Origin of the sequence: Streptomyces sp. NBC_01275, from assembly GCF_026340655.1 — a bacterium.
GTDB lineage: Bacteria > Actinomycetota > Actinomycetes > Streptomycetales > Streptomycetaceae > Streptomyces.
This window is the reverse complement of sequence record NZ_JAPEOZ010000001.1, coordinates 7,263,562-7,284,387: the sequence shown is the minus strand read 5'-3', so window position 1 is coordinate 7,284,387 and position 20,826 is coordinate 7,263,562. Positions and strand designations below refer to the sequence as shown.

General features: G+C 71.9%; 17 protein-coding genes. 9 read left to right on the top strand and 8 right to left on the bottom strand.

Annotation, left to right across the window (positions count from 1 at the left end; genetic code table 11):
• The first annotated feature begins 55 nt into the window (after positions 1-55).
• From OG562_RS32330 to OG562_RS32310, 5 genes are all read left to right on the top strand, one after another.
• Positions 56-1,786, top strand: coding sequence for an AMP-binding protein (locus tag OG562_RS32330; protein WP_266404285.1), 1,731 nt, complete (start codon positions 56-58; stop codon positions 1,784-1,786).
• Between the two features lie 15 nt (positions 1,787-1,801).
• Positions 1,802-2,614, top strand: coding sequence for a PaaX family transcriptional regulator C-terminal domain-containing protein (locus OG562_RS32325; RefSeq protein ID WP_266404284.1), 813 nt, complete (start codon positions 1,802-1,804; stop codon positions 2,612-2,614).
• A gap of 116 nt (positions 2,615-2,730) precedes the next feature.
• Complete coding sequence (gene cysC, locus OG562_RS32320) at positions 2,731-3,297, top strand: adenylyl-sulfate kinase (RefSeq protein WP_266404282.1); 567 nt, start codon at positions 2,731-2,733, stop codon at positions 3,295-3,297.
• Entirely contained in the window at positions 3,294-4,196 is a 903-nt protein-coding gene (cysD, locus tag OG562_RS32315) for a sulfate adenylyltransferase subunit CysD (protein WP_266404280.1), read from the top strand. The genes cysC and cysD overlap by 4 nt, the downstream gene beginning before the upstream one ends.
• Before the next feature lie 2 nt (positions 4,197-4,198).
• Positions 4,199-5,509, top strand: a complete 1,311-nt coding sequence (locus OG562_RS32310; RefSeq protein ID WP_266404277.1) for a sulfate adenylyltransferase subunit 1 — start codon at positions 4,199-4,201, stop codon at positions 5,507-5,509.
• Between the two features lie 52 nt (positions 5,510-5,561).
• Here OG562_RS32310 and OG562_RS32305 read toward each other — a convergent pair whose 3' ends face one another.
• Together OG562_RS32305 and OG562_RS32300 are read right to left on the bottom strand one after the other, a co-directional pair.
• Positions 5,562-7,883, bottom strand: coding sequence for a bifunctional salicylyl-CoA 5-hydroxylase/oxidoreductase (locus OG562_RS32305; RefSeq protein ID WP_266404275.1), 2,322 nt, complete (start codon positions 7,881-7,883; stop codon positions 5,562-5,564).
• 7 nt (positions 7,884-7,890) lie between these two features.
• Positions 7,891-8,718: an enoyl-CoA hydratase family protein gene (locus tag OG562_RS32300; RefSeq protein ID WP_266404273.1), complete on the bottom strand. Its 828-nt coding sequence runs from the start codon at positions 8,716-8,718 to the stop codon at positions 7,891-7,893.
• Between the two features lie 312 nt (positions 8,719-9,030).
• Between OG562_RS32300 and OG562_RS32295 the strand changes: the two genes are divergently transcribed.
• Positions 9,031-9,501: an ATP-binding protein gene (locus OG562_RS32295; protein ID WP_266404271.1), complete on the top strand. Its 471-nt coding sequence runs from the start codon at positions 9,031-9,033 to the stop codon at positions 9,499-9,501.
• Between the two features lie 4 nt (positions 9,502-9,505).
• Here OG562_RS32295 and argF read toward each other — a convergent pair whose 3' ends face one another.
• A complete protein-coding gene (gene argF / locus OG562_RS32290; RefSeq protein ID WP_266404268.1) occupies positions 9,506-10,513 on the bottom strand; it encodes an ornithine carbamoyltransferase in 1,008 nt (335 codons plus the stop codon).
• Positions 10,514-10,574: 61 nt separating this feature from the next.
• A complete protein-coding gene (locus OG562_RS32285; protein ID WP_266404265.1) occupies positions 10,575-11,798 on the bottom strand; it encodes an arginine deiminase in 1,224 nt (407 codons plus the stop codon).
• A gap of 138 nt (positions 11,799-11,936) precedes the next feature.
• Between OG562_RS32285 and OG562_RS32280 the strand changes: the two genes are divergently transcribed.
• Together OG562_RS32280 and OG562_RS32275 are read left to right on the top strand one after the other, a co-directional pair.
• Positions 11,937-13,139 carry an SPFH domain-containing protein gene (locus OG562_RS32280; RefSeq protein ID WP_266409638.1) on the top strand — a complete coding sequence of 401 codons (1,203 nt, stop codon included), beginning with the start codon at positions 11,937-11,939 and terminating at the stop codon, positions 13,137-13,139.
• Entirely contained in the window at positions 13,136-14,035 is a 900-nt protein-coding gene (locus tag OG562_RS32275) for a hypothetical protein (protein WP_266404262.1), read from the top strand. The genes OG562_RS32280 and OG562_RS32275 overlap by 4 nt, the downstream gene beginning before the upstream one ends.
• 75 nt (positions 14,036-14,110) lie before the next feature.
• On the opposite strand, the gene OG562_RS32270 is transcribed toward OG562_RS32275, so the two are convergent.
• The 4 genes from OG562_RS32270 to OG562_RS32255 all read right to left on the bottom strand — a co-directional run bounded on the left by OG562_RS32270 (position 14,111) and on the right by OG562_RS32255 (position 20,337).
• A complete protein-coding gene (locus OG562_RS32270) occupies positions 14,111-16,663 on the bottom strand; it encodes a polynucleotide kinase-phosphatase (protein ID WP_266404259.1) in 2,553 nt (850 codons plus the stop codon).
• Entirely contained in the window at positions 16,660-18,129 is a 1,470-nt protein-coding gene (locus tag OG562_RS32265; RefSeq protein WP_266404256.1) for a 3' terminal RNA ribose 2'-O-methyltransferase Hen1, read from the bottom strand. Before OG562_RS32265 ends, OG562_RS32270 begins: the two co-directional genes overlap by 4 nt.
• A 191-nt stretch (positions 18,130-18,320) precedes the next feature.
• Positions 18,321-19,280 carry a DUF4232 domain-containing protein gene (locus tag OG562_RS32260; protein WP_266404254.1) on the bottom strand — a complete coding sequence of 320 codons (960 nt, stop codon included), beginning with the start codon at positions 19,278-19,280 and terminating at the stop codon, positions 18,321-18,323.
• Positions 19,281-19,413: 133 nt separating this feature from the next.
• Positions 19,414-20,337 carry an LLM class F420-dependent oxidoreductase gene (locus tag OG562_RS32255; protein ID WP_266404253.1) on the bottom strand — a complete coding sequence of 308 codons (924 nt, stop codon included), beginning with the start codon at positions 20,335-20,337 and terminating at the stop codon, positions 19,414-19,416.
• Positions 20,338-20,579: 242 nt separating this feature from the next.
• Here OG562_RS32255 and OG562_RS32250 point away from each other — a divergent pair, with 242 nt between their 5' ends.
• Positions 20,580-20,762, top strand: coding sequence for a hypothetical protein (locus tag OG562_RS32250; protein ID WP_266404251.1), 183 nt, complete (start codon positions 20,580-20,582; stop codon positions 20,760-20,762).
• Positions 20,763-20,826 lie beyond the last annotated feature (64 nt).

Below are 20,826 nucleotides of genomic sequence, written 5' to 3'. Positions count from 1 at the left end.
CACCAACGCGATACGCTCGTTGTGCTCGTCCACCCAGTCAAGGGGGCGAACCGCCATGAACGTCTCGGCCCATGTCGACACCTTCGCGCGCGACCACCTCCCGCCGCCCGGCCAGCGGCCCGATCTCAGCTTCGACCTGCCGGAGCTGGACTACCCCGATCGGGTGAACTGCGCCGCCGAGTTGCTCGACCGCGCCGACCCCGCCCGGCCGGTCTTCCACACCCCCTCCGGGCCCGCCTGGACGTACGGCGAGTTGCGCGCCCGCGTCGACCGGATCGCGCACGTCCTCACCGGCGACCTCGGGGTCGTCCCCGGCAACCGGGTGCTGTTGCGCGGGCCCACCACACCGTGGCTGGCGGCCTGCTGGCTGGCGGTGCTGAAAGCGGGCGCGATAGCGGTCACCGTGCTGGCCCAGCAGCGACCGCACGAGTTGCGCACGATGTGCGAGATCGCGCGGGTGGGACACGCCCTGTGCGACATCCGGTCCGTCGACGACCTCGCCAAGGCCGAGACACCCGGGCTGCGGATCACGACGTACGGCGGCGACGCCCCCGACGACCTCCTGCGCAGGCCCGCGCCGAGCACGCCGTACGCCGCCGTCGACACCGCGGCCGACGACGTGGCGCTGATCGCCTTCACCTCCGGCACCACCGGCCGGCCGAAGGGGTGTCTGCACTTCCACCGGGACGTGCTGGCGATCGCCGACACCTTCTCGCGAAACATCCTGAAGCCGCTTCCGGACGATGTCTTCGCCGGCAGTCCCCCGCTCGGTTTCACCTTCGGCCTCGGCGGTCTCGTGGTCTTCCCGATGCGGGCCGGGGCCAGTGCCCTGCTGCTCGAACAGGCGGGCCCCAAGCAGCTGTTGCCGGCGATCGCCGCGCACCGGGTGTCCGTGCTGTTCACCGCCCCCACCGCCTACCGCGCGATGCTCGACGACCTCGACGACCTCGCCCGGCACGGCGGGCACGACGTCTCCTCCCTGCGCCGCTGTGTGTCCGCCGGCGAGAACCTGCCCGCGGCCACCTGGCGGGCCTGGCACGAGCGGACCGGGCTGCGGCTGATCAACGGCATCGGGGCCACCGAGCTGCTGCACATCTTCATCTCCGCCGCCGACGAGCGCATCCGCCCCGGCACGACCGGCGTCCCCGTCCCCGGCTGGCACGCGCGCGTGCAGGATCCGGACGGCAGGCCGGTGCCCGACGGCGAGCCCGGACTGCTCGCCGTGCGCGGCCCGGTCGGCTGCCGCTACCTCGCCGACCCGCGTCAGCGGCAGTACGTGCGCGACGGCTGGAACGTCACCGGCGACACCTACGTCCGCGAGAGCGACGGCTACTTCCGGTACGTCGCCCGCGCCGACGACATGATCATCTCGGCCGGGTACAACATCGCGGGCCCCGAGGTCGAGGAGGCGCTGCTGCGTCACCCGGACGTGCTGGAGGCCGCGGTCGTCGGACGGCCCGACGACCGCCGGGGGCAGGTGGCCGTGGCCTTCGCCGTCCTGCGGGAGGGCGCGCGGCGGGACGCGGAGGCGCTGCGGGCCTTCGTCAAAGGGGAGTTGGCGCCGTACAAGTGCCCGCGCGAGATCGTCTTCCTGGACGCGCTGCCGCGCACCGCGACCGGCAAGCTCCAGCGGTTCAGACTGCGCACCGAGACAGCGGTCCGACCGGCCCCCGAGACAGCCACGGACGCGGTTGCCGAAACGGCCGCCGACTCGGTCACCGACACAGTCACCGGTCCTCACCCCGAAGCTCACATCGAAGCTGACACCAATGGTGACCAGCAGTGATGCCGACGACCTAAGATGATCAACGTGTCCGACCAGCCCGCACCTCGGTCTCTCATCGTCACGCTCTACGGCGCGTACGGCCGCTTCGCGCCCGGCCCGGTGCCCGTCGCCGAGCTGATCCGGCTGCTCGCCGCGGTCGGCGTCGACGCACCCTCCGTACGCTCCTCGGTGTCCCGGCTGAAGCGGCGCGGACTGCTGCTGCCGGCCCGCACCGTGCAGGGTGCGGCCGGGTACGAGCTGTCCGACGAGGCACGGCAGTTGCTCGACGACGGTGACCAGCGCATCTATGTCACGGCGTCGCCCGGGGACGAGGGCTGGGTGCTCGCGGTGTTCTCCGTGCCGGAGTCGGAGCGCCAGAAGCGGCATGTGCTGCGGTCGCGGCTGGCGGGGCTGGGCTTCGGCACGGCCGCGCCCGGCGTGTGGATCGCCCCGGCCCGACTGTACGAGGAGGCCCGGCACACGCTCCGGCGGCTGCGGCTCGACCCCTACGTCGACTTCTTCCGCGGTGAGCACCTCGGTTTCGCGCCGACCGTCGAGGCCGCGTCCCGCTGGTGGGATCTGGCGGCCATCGCCAAGGAGCACGAGACGTTCCTCGACCGCCACGCACCCGTGCTCCACGCCTGGCAGAAGCGCCTGGAGACCCCGCCGGAAGAGGCTTACCGCGACTACCTCCTCGCGCTCGACTCCTGGCGTCACCTCCCCTACGTCGACCCCGGTCTGCCCGCCCGGCTGCTCCCCGAGGGCTGGCCGGGGGCGCGGTCCGCGGCCGTGTTCCGTGGACTGCACGAACGGCTGCGGGACGCGGGTGCGGAGTTCGCGGGGGTGTGACGCCATAAGCACCAGGCGTCACTCAGCTAAACCTCAGGTTCCTTAACCAGTCCTCTCAGACTCCTTACCTACCGTTCGACGGGTTGCACGCCGGGTAGGAAAGAGGACTGTTGCGCATGACCACCACGCCAAGGGCCGTGGCCCCCAGGGCCCAGGGGGCCACGGTCTGGCTCACGGGACTGCCGAGTGCGGGAAAGACGACGATCGCCCGTTTCCTGGGCGACCGGCTGAGGGCCGAGGGACATCGCGTGGAGGTCCTCGACGGCGACGAGATCCGCCGCTTCCTCTCCGCCGGACTCGGTTTCTCCCGGGCGGACCGCAACACCAACGTGCAGCGCATCGGCCTCGTCTCCGAGGTGCTGGCCCGCAACGGCGTCCTGTCCGTCGTCCCCGTCATCGCGCCCTACGCCGACAGCCGCGAGGCGGTGCGGCTGCGGCACGAGAAGAGCGGCACGCCGTACATCGAGGTGCATGTCGCCACTCCGGTCGAGGTGTGCAGCGAGCGGGACGTGAAGGGCCTGTACGCCCGGCAGGCGGCGGGCGAGCTGAGCGGGCTGACCGGCGTGGACGACCCGTACGAGACGCCGGTGGACCCGGCGCTGGTGCTGCGGACGCAGGAGCAGACCCCGCTGGAGTCGGCGGACGCGGTGTACGCGGTGCTGGCGGAACGGGGGCTGGTGTGAGCGCCTTCACGCTGTCCCATCTCGACGCCCTCGAATCGGAGGCGGTGCACATCTTCCGCGAGGTGGCGGGCGAGTTCGAGAACCCGGTGATCCTGTTCTCCGGCGGCAAGGACTCCATCGTCATGCTCCACCTGGCGCTCAAGGCCTTCGCCCCGGCGGCCGTCCCCTTCTCCCTGCTCCACGTGGACACCGGACACAACTTCCCCGAGGTCCTCGAATACCGCGACCGAGCCGTCGCCGCACACGGGCTGCGCCTCCACGTGGCCTCCGTCCAGGACTACATCGACCGCGGAGTCCTGCGCGAACGCCCCGACGGCACCCGCAACCCCCTCCAGACCCTCCCCCTCACCGAGAAGATCCAGGCCGAGAAGTTCGACGCCGTCTTCGGCGGCGGACGCCGCGACGAGGAGAAGGCCCGCGCCAAGGAACGCGTCTTCTCCCTGCGCGACGAGTTCTCCCAGTGGGACCCCCGCCGCCAGCGCCCCGAACTGTGGAACCTCTACAACGGCCGCCACGCACCCGGCGAACACGTCCGCGTCTTCCCCCTCTCCAACTGGACCGAGCTCGACGTCTGGCAGTACATCGCCCGCGAGGGCATCGAACTGCCCGAGATCTACTTCGCACACGACCGCGAGGTGTTCCGGCGCGCCGGGATGTGGCTGACCGCAGGCGAGTGGGGCGGGCCGAAAGACGGGGAGACCGTCGAGAAACGCCAGGTCCGCTACCGGACCGTCGGCGACATGTCCTGCACGGGGGCGGTCGACTCCGACGCCGTGACGCTGGACGACGTCATCGCCGAGATCGCCGCCTCCCGGCTCACCGAGCGCGGCGCGACCCGCGCCGACGACAAGATGTCCGAGGCCGCGATGGAAGACCGCAAGCGCGAAGGGTACTTCTGACCATGAGCACGATGACCGGCACCACCGTCGACGCCACCGTCGGCCTGCGGCTCGCCACCGCCGACACCTCGCGCTTCGCGACCGCCGACACCCCGCGCCTCGCCACCGCCGACACCCTGCGCTTCGCCACCGCCGGCTCCGTCGACGACGGCAAGTCCACCCTCGTCGGACGCCTGCTGCACGACTCCAAGTCGGTGCTCGCCGACCAGTTGGAAGCCGTGGAAACCGCTTCCCGCAACCGCGGCAAGGACACTCCCGACCTGGCCCTGCTCACCGACGGTCTGCGGGCCGAGCGCGAGCAGGGCATCACGATCGACGTGGCGTACCGCTACTTCGCCACCCCCAAGCGCCGGTTCATCCTCGCCGACACCCCCGGCCATGTGCAGTACACCCGCAACATGGTCACCGGCGCCTCCACCGCCGAACTGGCGATCATCCTGGTCGACTCCCGCAGCGGCATCGTGGAGCAGACCCGCCGCCATGCCGCCGTGGCCGCCCTGCTGCGCGTCCCGCAGGTCGTCCTGGCCGTCAACAAGATGGACCTCGTCGGCTACGCGCAGGGCGTCTTCGAGCGGCTCGTCGAGGAATTCGCGGGCTACGCGGCCGAGTTGGGGCTGCCCGGCTTCACCCCGATCCCGGTCTCCGCGCTCGCCGGCGACAACGTCGTGGAGCGCTCGACGCGCATGGACTGGTACGCCGGTCCCGCGCTCCTCGAGTTCCTGGAGAACGTGCCCGTCGCCGCCGACCCGGCCGACGCGCCCGCCCGTTTCCCCGTCCAGTACGTCATCCGCCACGGCGACGTCCGACACTACGCGGGCCAGTTGGTGTCGGGCTCGCTGCGGGTCGGCGACCGGGTGACGGTCCACCCGTCCGGGGAGACCTCCGAGATCACCGCCATCGACGCCCTGGGAACGGCCGTGGAGACCGCGTACGCGCCGCAGTCGGTCGGGGTACGGCTGGCCGACCAGCGGGACGTCTCGCGAGGCGACATGATCACGGCGGGCGGGGAGGCTCCAGTGCTCACACAGGACGTGCGGGCGGCCGTGTGCCATCTGGCCGACCGTCCGCTGCGGGTCGGCGACCGGGTGCTGCTGAAGCACACGACCAGGACCGTCAAGGCGATCGTCAAGGACCTCGCCGGGGCGCAGGCCCTGTCGGTGAACGACCTGGGCCGGATCACCCTGCGCACCGCCGAGCCGCTCGCGCTGGACGACTACGGGGTGTCGCGTCGTACCGGAGCGTTCCTCCTGATCGACCCGGCGGACGGCGCGACGCTCACCGCCGGCATGGTGGACCTGGCCGGACTCGGCTGACTGGACCGACTCGGCCGAGTGGGCTGACTGGGCCGGCCCTGATGGTGCGCCCTCAACTCGTGAGTGTCAGACGGGGTTTGGGGTCGTCGGTGCGGCCGGTGCGCGGCGGGCGGCTGCCGGCCCGGTAGGGGGCGGGCCAGTCGGCCCCCGGTCCGGCGTAGCCCTGCTCGGCCGCCGCGTGCAGGGTCCAGTTCGGGTCGTGGAGATGCGGCCTGGCGAGGGCGCAGAGGTCCGTACGGCCCGCCAGGATCAGGGAGTTGACGTCGTCCCAGGAGGAGATCGCGCCGACCGCGATCACCGGGACGCCCGCCTCGTGCCGGATGCGGTCCGCGAACGGCGTCTGGTACGACCGCCCGAACTCCGGTGTCTCGTCGGCGACGACCTGCCCGGTGGACACGTCGATCGCGTCCGCGCCGTGGGCGGCGAAGGCCCGGGCGATCTCGACGGCGTCATCGGCCGAAGTCCCGCCCTCCGCCCAGTCGGTGGCGGATATCCGCACGGTCATCGGCCGCTCCTGCGGCCACACGCTCCGTACGGCGTCGAAGACCTCCAGCGGGAAGCGCAGCCGCGCCTCGAGCGAGCCGCCGTAGGAGTCCGTGCGCAGGTTGGTCAGCGGGGAGAGGAAGCCGGAGAGCAAGTAGCCGTGCGCGCAGTGCAGTTCGAGCAGATCGAAGCCCGCCCGAGCGGCCCGCCAGGTGGCGGACGCGAACTGCTCGCGCAGATCGGTGAGTTGGGCTCGCGAGAGCTGCCGGGGCGTCTGGCTGCCCGGCTTGTACGGCAGTGCGGACGCGGCGACGAGCGGCCAGTTGCCCTCGGGCAGCGGTTCGTCCATGCCCTCCCACATCAGCTTCGTCGAGCCTTTGCGCCCGGAGTGGCCGAGTTGCACGCCGATCGCGGCGCCCGGCGCCCGCTCGTGCACGAAGTCGGTGATCCGCCGCCAGGCGTCGCCCTGTCGGCCGGTGTAGAGGCCGGTGCAGCCGGGCGTGATGCGCCCCTCGGGGGAGACGCACACCATCTCGGTCATCACCAGTCCGGCCCCGCCGAGGGCGCGGGCGCCGAGGTGGACGAGATGGAAGTCGCCGGGGACGCCGTCGGTGGCCGAGTACACGTCCATGGGCGAGACGACGACCCGGTTGCGCAGGGTCAGGCCGCGCAGCCGGAACGGGGTGAACATCGGGGGCGTGCCGGGCGGGCAGCCGAACTCGCGCTCCACGGCCTCGGTGAACCGGGGGTCGCGCAGGCGCAGGTTGCCGTGGGTGACGCGGCGGCTGCGGGTGAGCAGGTTGAAGGCGAACGTGCGGGACGGCTGACGGAGGTGGCGGGCGAGGTCCTCGAACCATTCCAGGCTGGCGCGGGCGGCACGCTGGGTGGAGGCCACGACGGGCTTGCGCTCCGCTTCGTAGGCCGCCAACGCCTGTGACAGGTCGCCGTGTTCGGTAAGGCAGGCGGCCAACGCGAGTGCGTCCTCGACGGCGAGCTTGGTGCCGGAGCCGATGGAGAAGTGGGCGGTGTGGGCGGCGTCGCCGAGCAGGACGACGTTGCCGTGCGACCAGTGCTCGTTGACGACCGTGCGGAAGGTGGTCCACGCCGACCTGTTGGACTTCAGCGGGCGTCCGCCGAGCGTGTCCGCGAAGATCTTCGCGCAGCGCGCGACGGACTCCGGCTCGTCGAGTTCCTCGAAACCGGCGGCACGCCAGACCTCCTCGCGCATCTCGACGATCACCGTCGAGGAGCCGAGTTGATTCTGCGGCCCGGAGGGCCTCGTTGAGGGGTGGTGGTCGGGCGACGGGCGGGCGTACGGGTAGCCGTGCAGCTGCATCACGCCGTGCTCGGTCTCGGCGATCTCGAAGCGGAAGGCGTCGAAGGCGAAGTCGGCGGCGAGCCAGATGTACCGGCAGCGGTGGCCGGTGATCCGGGGCCGGAAGGCGTCGGCGTACGCCTCGCGGGTGGTGCTGTGCACACCGTCGGCGGCGACGACGAGGTCGTACGTCTGGGCGAGCCAGGCCGGATAGGGCGCCTCGGAGCCGAAGCGCAGCTCCACGCCGAGCGCACGGCAGCGCTTCTGCAGGATCGCCAGCAGGTCGCGCCGGCCGAGCGCGGCGAAACCGTGGCCGCCGGAGGTGTGCCGTACGCCCCGGTGCACGATGTCGATGTCGTCCCAGCGCACGAAGCGTTGCTGGAGAGCCTCGTACACGACCGGGTCGGCGTGTTCTATGCCGCCCAGGGTTTCGTCGGAGAGGACTACTCCGAAGCCGAAGGTGTCGTCGGGGGCGTTGCGCTCCCAGACGGTGATCTCGCGGGCGGGGTCGAGGCGTTTGAGGAGGGCGGCGGTGTACAGGCCGCCGGGGCCGCCGCCGATGATCGCGACACGCATCCCTCCCTCACCTCCCCCGCCACTTCGGCGGGCGTCTCTCGGTGAAGGCGGCGTGGAACTCGGCGTAGTCCTCGCCGTTCATGAGGAGGGCCTGGGTGGCGGCGTCCAGCTCGACGGCGGCGGCCAGGGGCATGTCGAGTTCCGCGGTGAGCAGCGCCTTCGTCTGGGCGTGTGCGAGGGCCGGGCCGTCGGCGAGGCGGCGGGCCAGCGCCTGTGCGGCCGCGTCCGCCCGCCCTTCCTCCGCCAGCTCGCTGATCAGGCCGATCCGCTCGGCCTCGGGGGCGCGCACGGGCTCGCCGAGCATGAGCAGCCGGGTGGCGTGGCCGAGGCCGACGACTCGGGGCAGGAGGTAGGCCGCGCCCATGTCGCCGCCGGAGAGGCCGACGCGGGTGAAGAGGAACACGAAGCGGGCGCTGGGGTCGGCGACCCGGAAGTCCGCGGCGAGGGCGAGGACCGCGCCGGCGCCCGCGGCCACTCCGTGCACCGCCGCGATCACCGGGAACGGACACTCCCGTACGGCTCGCACGACCTGGCCGGTCATCCGGTTGAAGTCCAGGAGCTCGGCGGTGTCCATGTCGAGCGTGGCGCCGATGATCTCGTCGACGTCGCCGCCGGAGCAGAAGCCGCGCCCCTCGCCGGCCAGCACCAGGGCGCGGACCGACCGTTCCCGGGACAGCTCGGCGAGAAGGTCGCGCAGGTCGGCGTAGGCGCCGAAGGTGAGGGCGTTGAGTTTCTCGGGGCGGGTCAGGGTGACGGTGGCGACGCCGTCGGCGCGCTCGACGCGCAGATGCCGCCAGTCGGAGGTGCGGGCGGCGGAGCCGGTGAAGGGACTCATGAGGCGGCCTCCTCAACGAGCGGTCTTCCTCGAAGTTATCACCCATACGTGACTGTCGTCATGAGTCCGCGATAAAGCTGGCTCGGAACGGACCGGCCCAGCCGGCCTCCCCCGTCACACACGTCACCGGACGTCAATAACGCGGTAACAACGGGATCGGAAATGCAAGGCAAGCCGTTGTCCGGGGTATGCGCCCGGTAGCGGGGCCGAGGGTCCCGTCGGGTGCCCGGCGAGCGCCACTGCCGGGGGTCGCCGTACCATTCGTTAAGTTGAAAGCGGGACCGCCTGATGTCGATCATGGGCACCCGCGCCATGAACGGACCAGCCTTGCACGAGCTCCCTTCCGCCTCAGCCGCCTCTTGGCGCATCGCACTGCCGCACTCCGCCGCGGCCGTGCCGGTGGCGCGCGCACTGGTCCGTACGGCGCTGGCCGAACTGGAGCACGGGGCGGACACCGACACCGCGGAGCTGCTCACCGCCGAGCTGGTGGCGAACGCCGTGGAGCACACCGCCGCCGGGGACGCCCCGATAGAGCTGGTGGTGGAGCTGCGGCCGACCGGCTGCCAGGTCGAGGTGCACGACCACGACCCGGTGCCGCCCGGCGACCTCACCCGCCCCTCCGGCCAGGAGCCCGACCCCTGGCAGGAGCACGGGCGCGGTCTGCTGCTGATCCGCGCCCTGAGCTCGTCCTGCGGTCACCGCCCCACGGACAAGGGCAAGGCCGTGTGGTTCAGACTGGCCGCGGTCCCGCAGCAGTGGCGGCCCCGGCCGGCAACCGGCTGACCGGTCACCCCAACGTCGCGACGAGCACGGCCTTGATCGTGTGCAGCCGGTTCTCCGCCTCGTCGAAGACGACCGAGTGGTCCGACTCGAAGACCTCGTCCGTCACTTCCAGCGAGTCGAGACCGTGCCGCTCGTGGATCTCGCGGCCGACCTTGGTGCCGAGGTCGTGGAAGGCCGGCAGGCAGTGCAGGAACCTGACGTCCGGGTTGCCGGTGGCGCGCAGGACGTCCATGGTCACGGCGTACGGGGAGAGCGCCTCGATCCGCTCGTCCCAGACCTCCTTGGGCTCGCCCATGGAGACCCATACGTCGGTGGCCACGAAGTCGGCGCCGCGCACGCCCTCGTCCAGGGACTCGGTGACGGTGACGCGGGCCCCGCTGCTCTTCGCGAGCTCGCGAGCGCGGTCGACGATCTCCGGGGCCGGCCAGTAGGCCTTGGGCGCGACGATCCGCACGTCCATGCCGAGCAGCGCGCCGGTGACCAGGTAGGAGTTGCCCATGTTGAAACGGGCGTCGCCGAGGTAGGCGAAGGCGATCTCGGGCAGGGGCTTGGCGCTGTGCTCGGTCATCGTGAGCACCTCGGCGAGCATCTGGGTGGGGTGCCAGTCGTCGGTGAGGCCGTTGTAGACGGGGACGCCGGCGTGTGCGGCCAGCTCCTCGACCTTCTCCTGGCTGTCCCCGCGGTACTCGATCCCGTCGTACATCCGGCCCAGCACCCGGGCGGTGTCCTTGACGGACTCCTTGTGCCCGATCTGCGAGCCCGACGGGTCGAGGTACGTCGTGGAGGCGCCCTGGTCCGCCGCCGCCACCTCGAACGCGCAGCGGGTGCGCGTCGAGGTCTTCTCGAAGATCAGGGCGATGTTCTTCCCGCGCAGGTGCTGGACCTCGGCCCCGGCCTTCTTGGCGGCCTTCAGCTCGGCGGCCAGCTCGATCAGGCCGCGGAACTCCCCCTCGGTGAAGTCCAGCTCCTTGAGGAAGTGGCGGCCGGCGAGGGCGGTCGGGACTGTCGCCATGGGGGCGCTCCAGAGATACGAGGGTAGGTACCTTTGGAATTCTATACGATCCTCGGCATTTCTATACGGCAGCCCGTTCGACCGGACAGCTCATGCAGCGCGGTCCGCCCCTCCCCCGGCCCAGCTCGCTGCCGGGGATCTCGATCACCTCGACGCCCTGCTTGCGCAGATGGGTGTTGGTGGTGGCGTTGCGTTCATAGGCGATGACGACGCCCGGCTCGACGGCGAGGACGTTGCAGCCGTCGTCCCACTGCTCGCGCTCGGCCGCGTGCACGTCCTGGGTGGCGGTCAGCACCCGGATCTCGCTGAGGCCGAGGGCCGCGGCGATCGCGCGGTGCATGTGCTCCGGAGGATGGTCGGTGACCTTCAGCTCCTTCTCGCCGACGCCCGGCTCGATGGTGTACGACCGCAGCATGCCGAGGCCCGCGTACTGGGTGAAGGTGTCGCCGTCGACCATCGTCATCACGGTGTCGAGGTGCATGAACGCGCGCCGCTTCGGCATGTCGAGGGCCACGATCGTCTCCGCCGAGCCCGCGGCGAACAGCTTGTGGGCGAGCATCTCGACGGCCTGCGGGGTCGTCCGCTCGCTCATGCCGATCAGTACGGCGCCGTTGCCGATGACGAGGACGTCGCCGCCCTCGATGGTGGACGGGTAGTCGGCCTGCCCCTCGGACCAGACGCGGAACGTCTCGCCGCGGAAGAGCGGGTGATGCCGGTAGATCGCCTCGAAGTGCACGGTCTCGCGCTGCCGGGCCGGCCAGCGCATGGCGTTGATGGCGACGCCGTCGTAGATCCAGGCGGAGGTGTCACGGGTGAAGAGGTGGTTGGGGAGGGGGTCGAGGAGGAAGTCGTCGAGGTCCATGACATGGAAGCGGACGGAGGTCGGCTCGGCGTGGGCCTCGAGGAACTCCCGTTTGGTCATGCCGCCGACCAGGCTCTCGGCGAGCGCGGCCGCGGACAGGTTCTCGAAGGCGGCCCGGAGATGGTCGGTGGCGAGGACCCCGTACTCCTTCTCGTCGAAGACGCGGTCCAGGACGAGCGCCCGGGCCGCCGGGACCTCCAGGGCCTCGACGAGCAGGTCGCCGAAGAGGTGGACCTCGACGTCGCGGTCGCGCAGCACGTCGGCGAACCCGTCGTGCTCGGCGCGCGCCCGGCGCACCCACAGCACGTCGTCGAAGAGGAGTGCGTCCTTGTTGCTGGGCGTGAGCCTTTTGAGCTCGAGATCCGGCCGGTGCAGGATGACGCGGCGCAGCCGCCCGGCTTCGGAGTCGACATGGAATCCCATGCCTCCATCCTGACCATCGAGGACCGCCTTCACCCGCTGTCGGACCGATTCCGCACGAGCTTGTTCTCGTCCCCTTGACGACAACTGACCCTCTCGATTATCGTCGACATGACGAGAAAAGATGACGAGGGGGACCCCATGGCCGACATCACCCGGCGTCTGGGCTGGCGCCATCTGCGCGGCGCGCCGACGGCGCATGTACGCCACCACCGCTCCGGCAAGCTGGTGCACGACGGCCCCGGGCTCAGCTTCTGGTTCCGGTCCCTGTCCGCCGCGCTCTCCGAAGTGCCGGTCGACGACCGCGAGTTGGCGATGACCTTCCACGCCCGTACGGTCGACTTCCAGGACGTGACCGTGCAGGCGACGGTGACCTACCGGATCGGCGACCCGGCCCTGGCCGCCGCCCGCCTCGACTTCTCGATCGACCCGGACACCGGGATATGGCGCAGCGCGCCCCTGGAGCAGCTCGGCACCCTTCTGACGGAGACGGCCCAGCAGCACGCACTGGACGTCCTGGCGCGTACGTCGCTGTCGTCGGCGCTGGTCGACGGCGTGACGTCGGTGCGCGAGCGGGTCGCGGCGGGTCTCGCGGCGGAGCCCCGACTGCCCGCCACCGGCCTGGAGATCGTCGCCGTCCGGGTCGTCGCCCTGCGACCGGAGCCCGAGGTGGAGCGGGCGCTGCGCACCCCGGCCCGCGAGCAGATCCAGCAGGAGGCCGACCGGGCCACCTACGAGCGGCGGGCGGTGGCCGTCGAGCGGGAGCGGACCATCGCCGAGAACGAACTGGCCAGCCAGATCGAACTCGCCCGGCGCGAGGAGCAGTTGGTCGAGCAACGCGGTACGAACACCCGGCGCGAGGCGGAGGAGAGCGCGGCCGCGGACAAGGTACGGGCCGAGGCGGAGGCGACGCGCACGGTCCGGCTCGCCGAGGCGGAGGCCGCGCGGTCGGTGAAGCTGACGGAGGCGGAAGCGGCGCGCGCCGTGAAGCTGGCCGAGGCCGAGGCGGCGAAGCAGGTCGGGTTGGCCGACGCCGAGGCGCAGCGCTCGGAGCGGCTGACCCAGGCGGAGGCCGCCCGCACGGTGCGGATGGCGGAGGCGGAGGCCGCCCGCTCGGTCCTGCTCGCCCGGGCGGAGGCCGAGGCGGCGCGCGAGGTCGGCGAGGCGCGGGCCCAGGCGCAGGCGACCTGGCTGCGGGTGCACGGCGACGTCGACGTGGCGACCCTCAATGCGCTCACCGGGACGCGGCTGGCGGAGAACCTGCCGCACATCGACAGCGTGACGATCTCGCCGGACGTCCTGACCGGGCTGCTGTCCAGGCTCGGCGCCGGGGACCGGGAGTGAGTCTCGCCCCGCGGGCCGTGCTGGTCCATCGCACCACGGAGTACGAGGAGTTGGTGGCCCGGCACGGCACGCACGGCCAGGCCGCCTTCTTCCTCTCCTCGCGGGGCCGGGACATCGAGGAGGTCGCCGAACGCCACCGCCGGACGCGACGGGCGCTGGCCGAGGTCTCTTCGGCGGTGCCGTTGACCTGGCGTCAGACCCGGGTCGAGCGGGTCGACTTGGACCGTTTCCTGTTCGCTCCGGAGGACGTCGTGGTCGTCGTCGGTCAGGACGGGCTGGTCGCGAACGTCGCCAAGTACCTGTCCGGGCAGCCGGTGTTGGGATTCGACACGGACCCCGGGCGCAACCCGGGCGTCCTGGTGCGGCACCGCCCGTCGGACGCCGGAGCCCTGCTGCCCTCGGCACGGGCGGCCGGCACCGGCGTGGACGAACTCACGATGGTCGAGGCCGTCGCCGACGACACCCAGCGGCTGGTCGCGCTCAACGAGATCTATATGGGAGCCGTCGGACATCAGACGGCCAGATACCGCCTGGGCCTGGAGGGCGACGGGGGTGTCGTCGAGGCCCAGGCTTCTTCGGGGGTGCTCGTGGGCACGGGGACCGGGGCGACGGGATGGCTCCGGTCGGTGTGGCAGGAGCGGGGCAGCGCCCTGCCTCTGCCCCACCCCTCGCAGGACCGGCTGGTGTGGTTCGTCCGCGAGGCCTGGCCCTCGCCCACCACCGGTACGTCGCTGGTGGCGGGCGAGCTCGCGGCCTCGGCGTCCCTTCGACTCACCGTCGAATCCGAGCAGTTGATCGTGTTCGGGGACGGTATGGAGACGGACGCCCTGGAGCTGACCTGGGGGCAGACGGTGCGGGTCGGGATGTGCGAGCGGCGACTGCGGCTGGTCGGCTGAGCGGTCGGGGCACCCCGCACGCCCCGATCACCCCGCACGCCCCGATCACCCTGCGCACCCTGAACGCCCCGACCGTCACAGCCTCGGGTCCACCGGCTCCGACTCCAGGGCCAGCACCCCGAACACCGCCTCGTGGACCCGCCACAGCGGCTCGCCCTCGGCCAGCCGGTCCAGCGCCTCCAGGCCGAGCGCGTACTCGCGGATCGCCAGCGAGCGCTTGTGGTTCAGGAAGCGTCCGCGCAGCCGGGCGAGGTGGTCGGGGCGCGTGTACTCCGGACCGTAGATGATCCGCAGGTACTCGCGGCCCCGGCACTTGATGCCGGGCTGGACCAACCGCCCCTTCTCGTCGCGCAGCAGCGCGCCGAGCGGCTTGACGACCATGCCCTCGCCGCCGCGGCCGGTCATCTCCAGCCACCAGTCGACGCCGGCCTTGACCGACTCGGGGTCGGCGGTGTCGACGTACAGGCGGCGGGTCGCCTGGAGCAGTCCGCTGCCGTCGTGCTCCACCAGCCGGTCGAGCAGGGCCAGTTGTTCGTCGTGGGGCAGTCCGGCGAGGTTGCGGCCCTGGACGGCCAGTATCTGGAACGGCGCCAGGCGTACGCCGTCCAGGCCCTCCGTCGGCCAGCAGTAGCGGCGGTAGGCGTCCGTGAACGCGGCCGCGTCGGAGGCCCGTTCGCGCTGCCGGGACAGCAGCTCCGAGACGTCGACGCCCCGTGCGGCGGCCCCCTCCAGTGCGGCCAGCGCACCCGGGAAGGCGGCTCCGGACGCGGCGCCGACGGCCGCGTACTGCGACCGCAGCAGCCCGGAGGCCTTCAGCGACCACGGCATCAGCTCGGCGTCCAACAGAAGCCAGTCGGTGTCGAGTTCACTCCACAGACCGGCCTCGTCGACGGCCGTACGCACCCGGCCCAGGATCTCCTCGGTGACGGCCTCGTCGTCGAAGAACGGCCGGCCGGTGCGCGTGTACAGCGAGCCCGTGGGGCCTTCCACGCCGAAACGCCTACGAGCCGTTTCCGCGTCCCGGCACACCAGGGCCACCGCCCGCGAGCCCATGTGCTTCTCCTCGCACACGACCCGCGCGACCCCGTCCTGCGCATACTGCGCGAACGCCTCCACCGGGTGCTCCAGGTAGCCCTCGACGTGGCTGGTCGCCGTCGGAGCCATCGTCGGCGGGAGGTAGGGCAGCAGCCGCGGGTCGACGGCGAACCGGCTCATGACCTCCAGGGCCGCGGCCGCGTTCTCCTCGCGCACGGCGACATGCCCCTGGTGCCGGGTCTCCACGGCCCGCCGCCCCTGCACGTCCGCCAGCGCCAACGGCCGCCCGTCGTGCCCGCCCGGCGCCTCCGCCCGCAACGGCCTCGTCGGCTCGTACCAGACCTGCTCCGCCGGTACGTCGACCAGCTCCCGCTCCGGCCAGCGCAGCGCGGTCAGCTTGCCGCCGAAGACGGCGCCGGTGTCCAGGCAGATGGTGTTGTTGAGCCAGGTGGCCTCCGGGACGGGGGTGTGGCCGTAGACCACGGCCGCCCGGCCCCGGTAGTCCTCCGCCCACGGGTAGCGCACCGGCAGGCCGAACTCGTCGGTCTCGCCGGTGGTGTCGCCGTACAGCGCGTGCGAGCGGACGCGGCCGGAGGTGCGGCCGTGGTACTTCTCGGGCAGACCGGCGTGGCAGACCACGAGCCGGCCGCCGTCCAGGACGTAGTGGCTGACGAGTCCGTCGATGAACTCCCGTACCCGCTTCGTGAACTCCTCGCTCTCGCCCTCCATCTGCTCGATGGTCTCGGCCAGGCCGTGGGTGTGCTGGACCTTGCGGCCGCGCAGGAATCGGCCGTACTTGTTCTCGTGGTTGCCGGGCACGCACAGGGCGTTGCCGGACTCGACCATCGTCATCACCCGGCGCAGCACGGCGGGGCTGTCCGGGCCCCGGTCGACGAGGTCGCCGACGAAGACGGCCTGGCGTCCGGCCGGGTGCACGCCGTCGGCGTAGCCCAACTTGGCCAGCAGCGACTCCAGTTCGGAGGCGCAGCCGTGGATGTCGCCGATGATGTCGAAGGGGCCGGTGAGGTGGGTCAGGTCGTTGAAGCGCTTCTCGGTGACGACGGTGGCGTGCTCGATGTCCTCCACGCCCCGCAGGACGTGCACCTTGCGGAAGCCCTCGCGCTCCAGGTGGCGCAGGGAGCGCCGCAGTTCGCGGACGTGGCGCTGGATGACCCGGCGGGGCATGTCGGCGCGGTCGGTGCGGGCCGCGTTGCGCTCGGCGCACACCTCCTCCGGCACGTCCAGCACGACGGCGATGGGCAGCACGTCGTACTGCTTGGCCAGGTCGATCAGCTGCCTGCGGGCGTCCTGCTGCACGCTGGTGGCGTCGACGACCGTACGGCGGCCGGCCGCGAGCCGCTTGCCCGCGATGTAGTGCAGGACGTCGAAGGCGTCCCGGGTGGCGCTCTGGTCGTTCTCGTCGTCGGAGACCAGACCGCGGCAGAAGTCGGAGGAGATGACCTCGGTGGGCTTGAAGTGCCGTCGGGCGAAGGTGGACTTGCCCGAGCCGGACGCGCCGATCAGCACGACGAGGGAGAGGTCGGTGACGGGCAGCACGCGCCCCTGCTTCTCGGGAACCTGATTGTCCGTCATGCCGCCTTCGCCTCCTTCTCGTTCGCGTTCTTCATGCTGAAACATGCCATCTGGGTGGGCGGTCCCACCTCCGGGTCGTCGGGTCCCACGGGCACGAACTCCACGTCGTACCCATGCCGTTCGGCCACCGTCCCCGCCCAGCCGCGGAACTCCTCGCGTGTCCACTCGAAGCGGTGGTCGCCGTGGCGGACATGGCCGGCCGGGAGGCTCTCCCAGCGGACGTTGTACTCGACGTTCGGGGTGGTGACCAGCACCGTGCGCGGCCGGGCCGAGCCGAACACCGCGTACTCCAGGGCGGGCAGCCGCGGCAGGTCGAGGTGCTCGATCACCTCGCTGAGCACGGCCGCGTCATAGCCCTTGAGACGGGTGTCGGTGTAGGCGAGCGAGCCCTGGAAGAGCTGGACGCGGGAGGCCTGCCGCTCGCCCATGCGGTCCAGCTTCAGCCGCCGGGAGGCGATGGTGAGCGCGCGCATCGACACGTCGACGCCGACGATCTCCGTGAAGCGGGGGTCCTTGAGCAGCGCCTGCACCAACTGGCCCTGGCCGCAGCCGAGGTCGAGGACGCGGGCGGCCCCGGACGCCGTCAGCGCGGTGACGATCGCATCGCGGCGCTGTACGGCCAGCGGGGTCGGGCGCTCCTCGGTCTCGGACTCCGCCGCGACCGCGTTGTCGATGTCCTCGACCTCGCTGTCGTCGGTCTCGGCGAGCCGGACCAGCTCCAGGCGCTCCATCGCCTGCCGGGTGAGCGACCAGCGGCGGGACAGATAGCGGCTGGTGATCAGTTTCTGCTCGGGGTGCTCGGGCAGCCAGCCCTCGCCAGCCCGCAGCAGCTTGTCGACCTCGTCGGGGGCGACCCAGTAGTGCTTGGCGTCGTCGAGGACGGGCAGCAGGACGTACAGATGGCGCAGGGCCTCGGCCAGGGTCAGGCTTTCGGATTCCAGGGTCAGGCTCACGTACCGCGAGTCGCCCCACTCCGGGAACTCGGCGTCGAGGGCCACCGGGTCGGCGGTCACCGTCCAGCCGAGCGGCTCGAAGAGGCGTCGTACGAGCTCGGGGCCGCCCCGGGCGGGCAGTGCGGGCACCTCGACGCGCAACGGGCGCGGCTGTTCGGGCAGTTCGGGCCTGGCGCTGCACACGCCGCGCATCGCGCTGGAGAACACGGCGCTCAGCGCGACGGCGAGGAGCGAGGAGGCCGCGTACGGGCGGTCGTTGACGTACTGGGCGAGCGCCGCGTCGGGAGCGCCGCCGCGTCCCTTGCCCTTGCCGCGCCGGACCAGCGCCACGGCGTCCACCTCCAGCAGCAGCGCCGCCGTGCAGCGCTGGACGTCCGCCTCGGGGTAGAGGACGTGCGCCGTGCCGTAGGAGGTGGAGAACGCCTGCGATTTGTCCGGGTGCTTGTGCAGCAGGAAGCCCAGGTCGGTGGCGGGGCGTTCGGGGGTGCCGGTGGTGCTGATCGTCAGGAACACGGTGGGTGCCTCGGAAGGGTTCGGAAGGAAGCGGGAGGGCTTGTCGTGCGCGCCCGCGTCCCCACAACGTACCGAGAACGCCTCCAGGACACCCGGGATTTTCGTCCCGGGCGACCCGACACGGCGCAGGTCAGACAGGTCGGAGCCGCCAGGTGCGGCAGTCGGAGCCGTCAGGCTGGAGCCGTCGGCGCCTACGGCGCCGCCCGCTTCCACGCGCTGACGCCCAGCTTCCCGGTGGTCCCGAGGTCGAGGTGGGGGGTCACCATGACCGGTGCGGCGCCGGCCTTGGCCCGCACCCGGACGTAGGGGACGTTCACGGCGGTGCCGGACTCGGTGGTGTTGCGCCACATCAGGCCGGCGGTCGCGCTCTCGCCGGGCTTCAGGGTCACCGGCCGGGGCGGGTCGTCGAAGCCGGTGACGGTGGAGATTCCGCCGCTGCCCTGGAAGATCTTCACGCCGTCGACCGGCTCACGGTCCTCGTCCAGCAGGCCGACCGCGGGGTAGCCGTCGAGGGCGTAGTCCTGTTTCCCGCAGTTCTCGAGGCGCAGGCCCACCACCCGCAGCCCCATCGCCGCGTCGCCGTCGTCGGCGGTGACCCTGATCCCGGAGGACGGGCAGACGCCCGCCTCGGGCGGCGCCTCGGCCGCGGGGACCTTGGTGACCTCGGCGACCTTCACTCTCGTCACCGTGGACATGCCCGGCTCCAGGACTCCCAGGCGAACGGTCCCGCGCACCGTCCTGCCGGGGCCGACGTCGCGCACGGTCTCGCGCCGGTTGCTCATCACCTCGCCGCCGGCCGTCGTGAAGTCGAACAGGACCGTGTACGTGAGCGCCGTGTCGCCCTCGTTGGTGACCTCGTAGGCGGCGAAGACACCGGAGTCGGCGGGGAGGGTGAGGTCGTCGGCCGTGACGGGGCCGCCGGGCCCGGTGGACCCGGTGGGGCTCGCGGAGGCGGAGGGGCTCGCGGAGGCGGAGGGGAGGGTCAGCGAGGTGATCCGGACGCCGTCCACCGCCGGATCCGAGACCTGGGTCGGCGATGCCGTGCCGCCCGCGCCGGCCTCGCCGTTCTGGGCGCCGGAACGTTCCGAGCCGCACGCCGAGAGCAGGAGTACGGCGGCCAGGACCGGAAGAAGGGGGGTGGGTCTGCGCATCCGGTCAGCTCATCAGGGCGCCACGCCGCCGACTGTGGCGGAAGCCATACCTCCGGTCACAGGCGTGTCACAGATGCCGGGCGGCGGCCGGAACGGCCCCCGGACCCCGTCCGGCCGCCGGGGCGTCGTCGTCCTACGACAGCTGCGACTGCACCTGGGCGGAGATGAGCTCCAGGTGGTCCAGGTCGTGCAGGTCGAGGATCTGGAGGTAGACGCGCCGGGAGCCGGCCTCGGCGTAGCGGCCGATCTTCTCGACGACCTCGGCCGGGGATCCGGCCAGGCCGTTGGCCTTGAGCTCGTCGACCTCGCGGCCGATCGCGGCGGCACGGCGGGCGACTTCCTGGTCGTCCTTGCCTACGCAGACGACGAGGGCGTTGGAGAGGGTGATGTCGTCGGCCGCGCGGCCGCTCTCCTCGGCGGCGGCCCGGACCCGGCCGAACTGACGCTCGCTGTCCTCGACCGAGCCGAACGGCATGTTGAACTCGTCCGCGAAGCGGGCGGCCAGCCGCGGGGTACGGGTCGCGCCGTTGCCGCCGATCAGCACGGGGATCTTCGGCTGCGCGGGCTTGGGCAGCGCGGGCGAGTCGGCGAGGTCGTAGTACTTGCCGTGGAAGTCGTAGGTGTCGCCGGTCTTGGTGGCCCACAGCCCGGTGACGATCTCCAGCTGCTCCTCGAGCCGGCCGATCTTCTCCTTCGGGAAGGGGATGCCGTACGCCGTGTGCTCCTCCTCGAACCAGCCCGCGCCCAGGCCCAGCTCGACGCGGCCGCCGGACATCTGGTCCACCTGTGCGACCTGGATGGCGAGGACGCCCGGCAGCCGGAAGGTGCCGGCGGTCATCAGCGTGCCGAGGCGGATGCGCCGGGTCTCGCGGGCGAGTCCGGCGAGGGTTATCCAGGCGTCCGTGGGACCGGGGAGGCCGTCGACGGAGCCCATCTTGAGGTAGTGGTCGGAGCGGAAGAAGGCGTCGAAGCCGAGGTCTTCGGTGGCCTTCGCCACGGTGAGGAGGGTGTCGTAGGACGCGCCCTGCTGGGGTTCGGTGAAGATGCGAAGATCCATGCCTCCATCCTGCACTCCGGGGTTCCCGTCAACCCCACCGGTCCCCTCGGGCCCGCCTGTCCCCGGTCGGGTGAAATACGTCCGTGCCGTGCGTGGGGGGTTGCCCTCGCCAGTGACCCGCCCCGGCGGTGATCGTTGGCCGGGGCGGAGCCGGACCGCCCGGCCCCGCGCCCGGCTGGTCAGCGCCGGGACGTCACCCGCATCGGCCTCTTTTTCGGGGGGCCAGGGCCGAGGAGGCCGTCATGTCCGAAGAGACCGTGCCGCAGCAGGGCGGGGGCGCGGGCGCAGCCCCGCCCAAGGGGTTGCTGCAGCAGATGGAAGAGCTGATGGCGGCGCTGAACGCGGATCTCTCGGCGCTGGACGCGGATCTACAGTCGACGGGGAGCTCCCCGCGGGCGTCCGCGGAACAGGGTGACGTGGGCTGAGTCCCGCCGTACTGCCGTGATCCGCCGTTCTGGGGGCTGACGCCCCCAGAGGGGCCGGTTCGAC